Origin of the sequence: Caldimonas manganoxidans ATCC BAA-369, assembly GCF_000381125.1 — a bacterium.
In the GTDB taxonomy this organism is placed as follows: domain Bacteria; phylum Pseudomonadota; class Gammaproteobacteria; order Burkholderiales; family Burkholderiaceae_C; genus Caldimonas; species Caldimonas manganoxidans.
In genome coordinates, this window is sequence record NZ_KB905949.1 from 49,816 (window position 1) to 56,818 (window position 7,003).

General features: G+C 64.4%; 9 protein-coding genes. 3 read left to right on the plus strand and 6 right to left on the minus strand.

The window, feature by feature from the left end:
- Positions 1-96 precede the first annotated feature (96 nt).
- Both lpxC and F615_RS0111805 read left to right on the plus strand, forming a co-directional pair.
- Positions 97-1,032 (plus strand): UDP-3-O-acyl-N-acetylglucosamine deacetylase, encoded by a 936-nt coding sequence (gene lpxC, locus F615_RS0111800; protein ID WP_019561398.1) that lies wholly within the window; start codon positions 97-99, stop codon positions 1,030-1,032.
- A gap of 12 nt (positions 1,033-1,044) precedes the next feature.
- A complete protein-coding gene (locus F615_RS0111805; RefSeq protein ID WP_019561399.1) occupies positions 1,045-1,233 on the plus strand; it encodes a hypothetical protein in 189 nt (62 codons plus the stop codon).
- Here the strand turns inward: F615_RS0111805 and ruvC are convergent.
- From ruvC to dusB, 6 genes are read right to left on the minus strand one after another with little or no spacing between them, the layout of a single operon-like run.
- Positions 1,227-1,778, minus strand: a complete 552-nt coding sequence (gene ruvC, locus F615_RS0111810; RefSeq protein WP_019561400.1) for a crossover junction endodeoxyribonuclease RuvC — start codon at positions 1,776-1,778, stop codon at positions 1,227-1,229. The two genes, F615_RS0111805 and ruvC, sit on opposite strands and share 7 nt — an antisense overlap.
- Positions 1,775-2,764, minus strand: a complete 990-nt coding sequence (locus F615_RS0111815) for a phosphatidate cytidylyltransferase (protein WP_019561401.1) — start codon at positions 2,762-2,764, stop codon at positions 1,775-1,777. The genes ruvC and F615_RS0111815 overlap by 4 nt, the downstream gene beginning before the upstream one ends.
- A complete protein-coding gene (locus F615_RS0111820; protein WP_019561402.1) occupies positions 2,761-3,390 on the minus strand; it encodes a lysophospholipid acyltransferase family protein in 630 nt (209 codons plus the stop codon). The genes F615_RS0111815 and F615_RS0111820 overlap by 4 nt, the downstream gene beginning before the upstream one ends.
- 19 nt (positions 3,391-3,409) lie before the next feature.
- Complete coding sequence (purH, locus tag F615_RS0111825) at positions 3,410-4,996, minus strand: bifunctional phosphoribosylaminoimidazolecarboxamide formyltransferase/IMP cyclohydrolase (protein WP_019561403.1); 1,587 nt, start codon at positions 4,994-4,996, stop codon at positions 3,410-3,412.
- Positions 4,997-5,011: 15 nt separating this feature from the next.
- Complete coding sequence (locus tag F615_RS0111830) at positions 5,012-5,248, minus strand: Fis family transcriptional regulator (RefSeq protein ID WP_019561404.1); 237 nt, start codon at positions 5,246-5,248, stop codon at positions 5,012-5,014.
- Positions 5,245-6,285 (minus strand): tRNA dihydrouridine synthase DusB, encoded by a 1,041-nt coding sequence (gene dusB, locus F615_RS0111835; protein ID WP_019561405.1) that lies wholly within the window; start codon positions 6,283-6,285, stop codon positions 5,245-5,247. The genes F615_RS0111830 and dusB overlap by 4 nt, the downstream gene beginning before the upstream one ends.
- Before the next feature lie 116 nt (positions 6,286-6,401).
- Here dusB and F615_RS0111840 point away from each other — a divergent pair, with 116 nt between their 5' ends.
- Positions 6,402-6,896 carry a YqaA family protein gene (locus F615_RS0111840; protein ID WP_019561406.1) on the plus strand — a complete coding sequence of 165 codons (495 nt, stop codon included), beginning with the start codon at positions 6,402-6,404 and terminating at the stop codon, positions 6,894-6,896.
- Positions 6,897-7,003 lie beyond the last annotated feature (107 nt).

The following is a 7,003-nucleotide window of genomic DNA, read 5'->3' on the forward strand; positions in this document are numbered from 1 at the left end:
TCGGGCGTGGGCTATCGACACGATAGCCTGCGCCGGCCCGCCCTTGCGTCCATGGACACTGCAAGGGCTATAGGCATTGCCTAAAATCGAGGCATCATGCTCCAACAACGCACCTTGAAGTCGCTGACTCGCGCCGTCGGCGTCGGGCTGCACAGCGGACAGCGCGTGGAACTCACGCTGCGCCCCGCAGCCCCAGACACCGGCATCGTGTTTCGGCGGGTCGACCTGCCCGTGCCGGTCGAGATTCCCGTGTCGGCCACTGCCATCACCGACACGCGTTTGAACTCGACCTTGTCCGCCGGGGGGGACCCCGGAGCGCCGGGGGTGCATACCGTGGAGCACCTGATGTCCGCGTGTTGCGGCTTGGGCATCGACAATCTCTACATCGATATCACGGCCGAGGAAGTTCCGATCCTGGACGGCTCTGCCGCCTCCTTCGTCTATCTCCTGCACAGCGCCGGGATCGAACTTCAGCGCGCGCCCAAGCGCTTCGTGCGCGTCCTCAAGCCCGTGGAGGTGCGCGAAGGGGAGGGCCGCAGCCTCAAGTGGGCGCGGCTCGACCCGTACCATGGATTCAAACTCAGTTTCGAGATCGATTTCGACCATCCGGCCGTCAACCAGACCGGCCAACGCTACGAGTTCGACTTCGGCAGCGGCCGCTACAGCCGTGACATCGCTCGAGCCCGCACTTTCGGGTTCACCAAGGACGTCGAGATGATGCGTTCGCGTGGCCTGAGTCTGGGCGGCAGCATGGACAATGCCATCGTCGTCGACGACTACCGAGTGCTCAATGCCGAGGGCCTGCGCTATGACGATGAGTTCGTCAAGCACAAGATCCTGGATGCCATCGGCGACCTCTATGTCATTGGCAAACCCATGCTGGCGGCCTACAGCGCCTACAAATCCGGCCACGCCTTGAACAACAAGCTGCTGCGAGCGCTGCTGGCCGACGCCAGCCAGTACGAGATCGTCAGCTTCGAAGACGAACGCCAGGCGCCACAGGGCTTTGCGCAACTGGCGCCGGCTTGGTGAGCGGCCCCGCCGATGGTCGTCTTTCGCCTGGCGATCCTGCTGTTGCTGTTGGCGGCGATCGTCTGTTTGGGTCTGTATTTGCTGCGCAACGATCGGCGCTGGCTCCACCTGGGGGTGGCCATCATCAAATGGACCCTCGTGGCGGCGCTGGGCTTCTTTGCGGTGTTGATCGTCGAGCGGATCTTCTGGCCGGCTCAGTAGGTGCGACCGCCCTTGATCTGCGCGTGCGTGCGCCGACGTGGTTTGCCGCCGGCTTGACTCAGGGCGGCAAAGGCCGAGCTGGCGTGGGCATGGCAAATCGCCAAACCCAGCGCGTCTGCCGCATCTTTGCCGGGCTCGCCGGGCAAACGTAGCAGCCGCCTCACCATGGCCTGGATTTGATCCTTGCGCGCCAGACCATGGCCCGTGATGGCCTTCTTCATCTGCAAGGCGGTGTACTCGTACACCGGCAGCTCGCAACTCACCAGGGCTGCCAAGGCCGCGCCGCGGGCTTGGCCCAGCAGCAAGGTGGACTGCGGGTTGACGTTGACGAAGACGATTTCCACGGAGGCCGCGGTGGGTCGATAGCGTGCGACCACTTCGCGGATGCCCTCGTAGAGGATCTTCAGGCGGGCGGGCAGGTCGCCCTGGTCGGCATGGCGGGTCTGGATGGTGCCGCTGGCCACGTACTGCAGGTGCGGGCCTTCCACGTCGACCACGCCAAAGCCCGTGGTTTGCAAGCCCGGGTCGATGCCAAGCACCCTCATGGCCGCAGCTCGAAATACCAACGCACCGAGTGCAGGAACACCGGTGCTGCGAAACTCAGCGCGGCGATGCGGTCGAGCAGCCCCACGGCGCCGGTCACGGGGTGGCCCTCGGCATGCCACGCCGACTGCACCCCCGCGTCTCGTTTGAGTGCCTTCATCACGAAATGCCCGAACATGCCGGCGGTGCAAGCGATGAAGCTCATGGCAAAGGCCTGACCGGCCTTGAACGGCGTGATCCAGTACAGCAGGGCGCCGCACAGGCTGCCGACGCACACACCGGCGCCGGCCGCCCCCCAGGAAAACGAGGTGCTGATGGCCGGGGCCACGGGTGTGAGCCGATGATGGCGGGCCACGTAGGCTTGAACCAACAGGCTCGTCTGCACCACGAAGACCAGCAGGAAAAGCAAGAAGGCGCCACGCTGCGCATAGCCGGCAAACTCCAGCAGCAATAGCGCAGGGGCGTGGCTGAGGCCGTAGATGCAAACCATGATGCCCCACTGGATCTTGGCGTTGCGCTCCAGAAAGCGTTCGGGGTCGTTGGCCAGCGCGCTGATCACCGGGATCGCGAAGAAGACATAGACCGGAATGAACACCGAAAACAGGTCGAACTGGCGCGTGCCAACGAGCCAGTACTGCAGCGGCAGCACGATGAAGAACGCCAAGATGAGGCTGCGGTGATCGCCGCGGCGGGTGTGGCTGAGCGTGATGAACTCCCGCAGTGCGTAGAACGACAGCAGCCCAAACAACAACATCGAAACGAAGGCGCCAGCGACCCACGCGATCCAGAACACCGACACCCACACCCATGAATCGCGCAGCACGCGCTTGAAGCGCTCGACCCGGGCATGCTGCGCATCGGTCTGCGCCTTCAAGCTCATCACCATGGCGAGCATGGAGGCCAGCACCAGCAGGCCGAACACGATGAGGAAGAGCAGGCCGATCTGCTCGCTGGCGGACCAGCTGCGCAGGGTCTTCAGGACATTCATGCCGTGCCTCTCCCGGGCCTGCGCAGGCCGACCACCGCGGCTCGGGCGCGTTCCAGGAAGTCGCGCTTGTCCTCGCCAGGCGCCAGCTGCATCGGTGCGCCGAACGTCACCGAACACAGAATCGGCACCGGCACCACCTCGCCCTTGGGCATGACGCGTTGGACGTTGTCGATCCAGCAGGGAATCAAGGGAACGTCAGGGAATTGCTGGGCCAAGTGATACAGCCCGGATTTGAAGGGCTGAGGTTCTCCCAGGTTGTTGCGTGTGCCTTCAGGAAAGATCACCAGCGAGTCGCCGTGTTGCAGGGCATCGACCAGCGGCTCCAGAGGGTCTTGATCATCGGTGCGGTGACGGTTCACATACACCGCGTTGAACACTTCGCGGGTGATCCAATGCTTGAACCTGCCGGACGTCCAGTAGTCCTTGGCGGCGATCGGTCGCGTCCGGGTGCGCAGCTCGTGCGGCAGCGCGCACCAGATCAGCAGCCAGTCGAGGTGACTTTGATGGTTGGCAAAGTAGATGCGCTGCTCGGCTTTGGGGATGCAGCCCAGCCAGTGGCCCTGCGCGCCGGTGATCAGGCGGGCCAGGGCCGACAGCAGCAAGCCGGTGGCATGCGCAAGCGTCATGGACTTTGCCAGGCCGGGCTCAGTGACGGAAGTGACGCACGCCCGTGAACACCATGGCGATGCCCCGCTCATTGGCTGCGGCGATCACCTCGTCATCGCGCACGCTGCCGCCGGGCTGGATCACGCAGGTGGCACCAGCGTCGCACACCACATCCAGTCCGTCGCGGAAGGGGAAGAAGGCGTCGCTGGCCACGACCGAGCCTTGCAACGACAGCCCTGCATTGGCAGCCTTGATGGAGGCGATGCGCGCCGAGTCGATGCGACTCATCTGACCCGCCCCCACGCCCAAGGTCATGCCGCCGCCGCAGAACACGATGGCATTGGACTTTACATATTTCGCCACACGCCAGGCGAACAACAGATCGGCCAGTTGCTCGGGCGTGGGCTGCTTGTGCGTGACGACCTTCAGCTCGTCCAGGCGCACGTCGCGGTTGTCGGCCGTCTGCAGCAGCAGGCCCGAGCCCACGCGCTTGACATCCATCTGATTGCGACCCTGTTCCCAGGCCGAGGGGCCTCCTGGCGGCAGGGCAATCTCGAGCAGGCGGGTGTTGGGTTTGGCGGCGAAGATGGCGCGCGCTTCGTCCGAGAAGCCCGGGGCGATGAGCACTTCGACGAATTGCTTGGCCACCAGCTGTGCGGCTGCGGCGTCGACCGGGCGGTTGAATGCGATGATGCCGCCAAAGGCAGAGGTCGGATCGGTCTTGAAGGCCTTGGCATACGCTTGCGCAGGATCGGCGCCCAGGGCCACACCGCAGGGATTGGCATGCTTGACGATCACGCAGGCCGGCGTATCGAAGGACTTGACGCACTCCCAGGCCGCGTCGGCATCGGCGATGTTGTTGTAGGAGAGATCCTTGCCTTGGAGCTGCCGGGCCGTCGCCAAGGAGCCGGCAGCGGGGTGCAAGTCGCGGTAGAAGGCCGCTTGCTGGTGAGGATTTTCGCCGTAGCGCAGGTCCTGCACCTTCACGAAGCGGCCATTGCTTTGGCCCGGGAAGAGGCTGCGGGTGCCGTCGGGTTGCAGCGACGAGAGGTAGTCGCTGATGGCACCATCGTAATCGGCGATGCGGTTGAACGCTGCCACGGCCAGCTTGAAGCGCGTCTCGGCTCGCGTGGTGCCATGGCGTTGCAGCTCGTCGATGACCTCGGCGTATTGGCTCGGATCGGTCAGGACGGTGACGTCTTTCCAATTCTTGGCCGCCGAACGCACCATGGCCGGCCCGCCGATGTCGATGTTCTCGATGGCTTCCTCCAGCGTGCAGCCGGGTTTGGCCACGGTGGCCTCGAAGGGATAGAGGTTGACCACCAACAGATCGATGGTGCCGATACCGTGCTCATTCAGTGCGGTCATGTGCTCAGGCACGTCGCGACGGGCCAGCAATCCGCCGTGCACGCGCGGATGCAAGGTCTTCACGCGGCCGTCGAGCATCTCTGGGAAGCCGGTGAGCTCGGCCACCTCGGTGACCTTCAAGCCTGCATCAGCCAGCAGCTTGGCCGTGCCGCCGGTGGAGACCAGGCGGACGTTGAGCGCTGCCAGCGCACGGGCGAATTCGACGATGCCGGTCTTGTCCGAGACCGAAAGCAAGGCAGTAAGGGCTGGGTTCGACATGGTGGGGCCTGGGGCTTACTTGATCAACTTGTGTTCGATGAGCTTGCGTCGCAGGGTGTTGCGGTTGATGCCCAGCCATTCGGCGGCGCGCGATTGGTTGCCCTGCGCGTGCTGCATCACCACCTCCAGCAAGGGCTTTTCCACGACGGAGATGATCATCTCGTGCATGGAATGCGGCTCCTCCCCGCGCAAATCCTTGAAATAGGACTCCAAACTCGCGCGGATGCATTCTTCGATTTGCTTCTTGCTCATGCGACCTCGGCGTCGAACGGCTCGCCTTGGAGGGCCGGTGCATCGGGCAGATGCACATGGCGCTCCGACAGCGCTTCAAAGTATCGATTCAGGGCGGAGAGCTGCGCATCGCAGCTCTCCAGGGTATTGATGTGCCGGCGCAGGGCTTCTCCGCCGGGCAGGCCACGCACGTACCAGCCGATGTGCTTGCGGGCAGTGCGCACGCCGCTCCATTCGCCGTAGAGACTGTAGTGGTCGTGCAGGTGCTCGATCAGCCAGGCTTGCACTTCACGCACCCGCGGCGGCGCGCGATGGGTGCCGGTGGCCAGGAAGTGCTCGATCTCTCGGAAGATCCAGGGCCGCCCCTGGGCCGCGCGCCCGATCATCAGGGCATCGGCCTGGGTATATCGCAGCACGGCCAGCGCTTTCTCGGGCGAATCGATGTCGCCATTGGCCACCACCGGCACCTTCACCGCCGCTTTCACCGCGGCGATGGTGTCGTATTCGGCCTGACCGGAGTAACCTTGCTCGCGGGTGCGGCCGTGCACGGTGATCATCGCCACACCGGCCTGCTCGGCTGCGCAAGCCAGACGGACCGCGTTTTTGTGTCGCTGGCACCAACCGGTGCGCATCTTCAAAGTCACTGGCACGCCCCGCGGGGCACAAACCTCCACCAACGCCTCGATGATGGACAAGGCCAGAGCTTCATCTTGCATCAAGGCCGAGCCGGCCCACTTGTTGCACACCTTCTTGGCCGGGCAGCCCATGTTGATGTCGATGATCTGCGCGCCGCGGTCGATGTTGTAGAGCGCCGCCTCGGCCATCATGGCCGGCTCGGTGCCGGCGATTTGCACGGCAATGGGTTCGACCTCGCCGTCGTGGTTGGCCCGGCGCGAGGTCTTCAGGCTGTGCCACAAGTCCTTGCGCGAAGTCACCATTTCGCTCACCGCATAGCCCGCACCCAGCCGCTTGCACAACTGGCGGAAGGGCCGATCGGTGACCCCGGCCATGGGCGCGACGAACAGCGCGTTGGGCAGCTCGTGAGGGCCGATGCGCATGGGAGTGTGGCAGGGGATGTGCTGAAAAAGGAGGCAGAGTATAGCCTTGCCCGCTTTCAGGAAATGAAATGTGCGGTCTGCAGCCTTGCTGCAGCGCACACCGATAATCGCCAGCCATGGAAGCCTGGCTCTATTCCTTGCTCAGCGCCCTGGCTCTGCCGCAATTCGGCTTGAGCACCGTGTTTGTCGTGGCCTTCGTCTCGGCCACCCTGCTGCCCATGGGGTCGGAGCCAGCGGTGTTTGGCCTCATCAAGCTCAACGCCGAGCTGTTCTGGCCGGCGATCCTGGTGGCCACGGTGGGCAACACTTTGGGCGGGGCGCTCAACTGGTGGTTGGGCTACGGGGCGCATGAAGCCTATGACCGCCTCACGCACAAAGAGCATCCGGTCAAGGCGCGTGCGCTGCTGTGGCTGCGCGATTTTGGTCCCCGGGCCTGCTTGCTGTCATGGTTGCCGGGGGTCGGTGATCCCTTGTGCAGTGTGGCCGGCTGGCTCAAGCTGCCGTTTTGGCCTTGCGTGTTCTACATGGCCGTGGGCAAGTTCCTGCGCTATCTGATCATGACCTCGGCGCTGCTGTGGCTGTTCCCGGGCATGGTCGAGTTGCCGCGCTAGGGAAACGCTGATCAAGCCCCGCGCCGCGGCGAGATTGTCCTGCGCGGGGCGAAACGGAGCGTTTTTGGCGCGTTCTACGGCCTCGAGGGCCTTACTGGCGGGCCCTT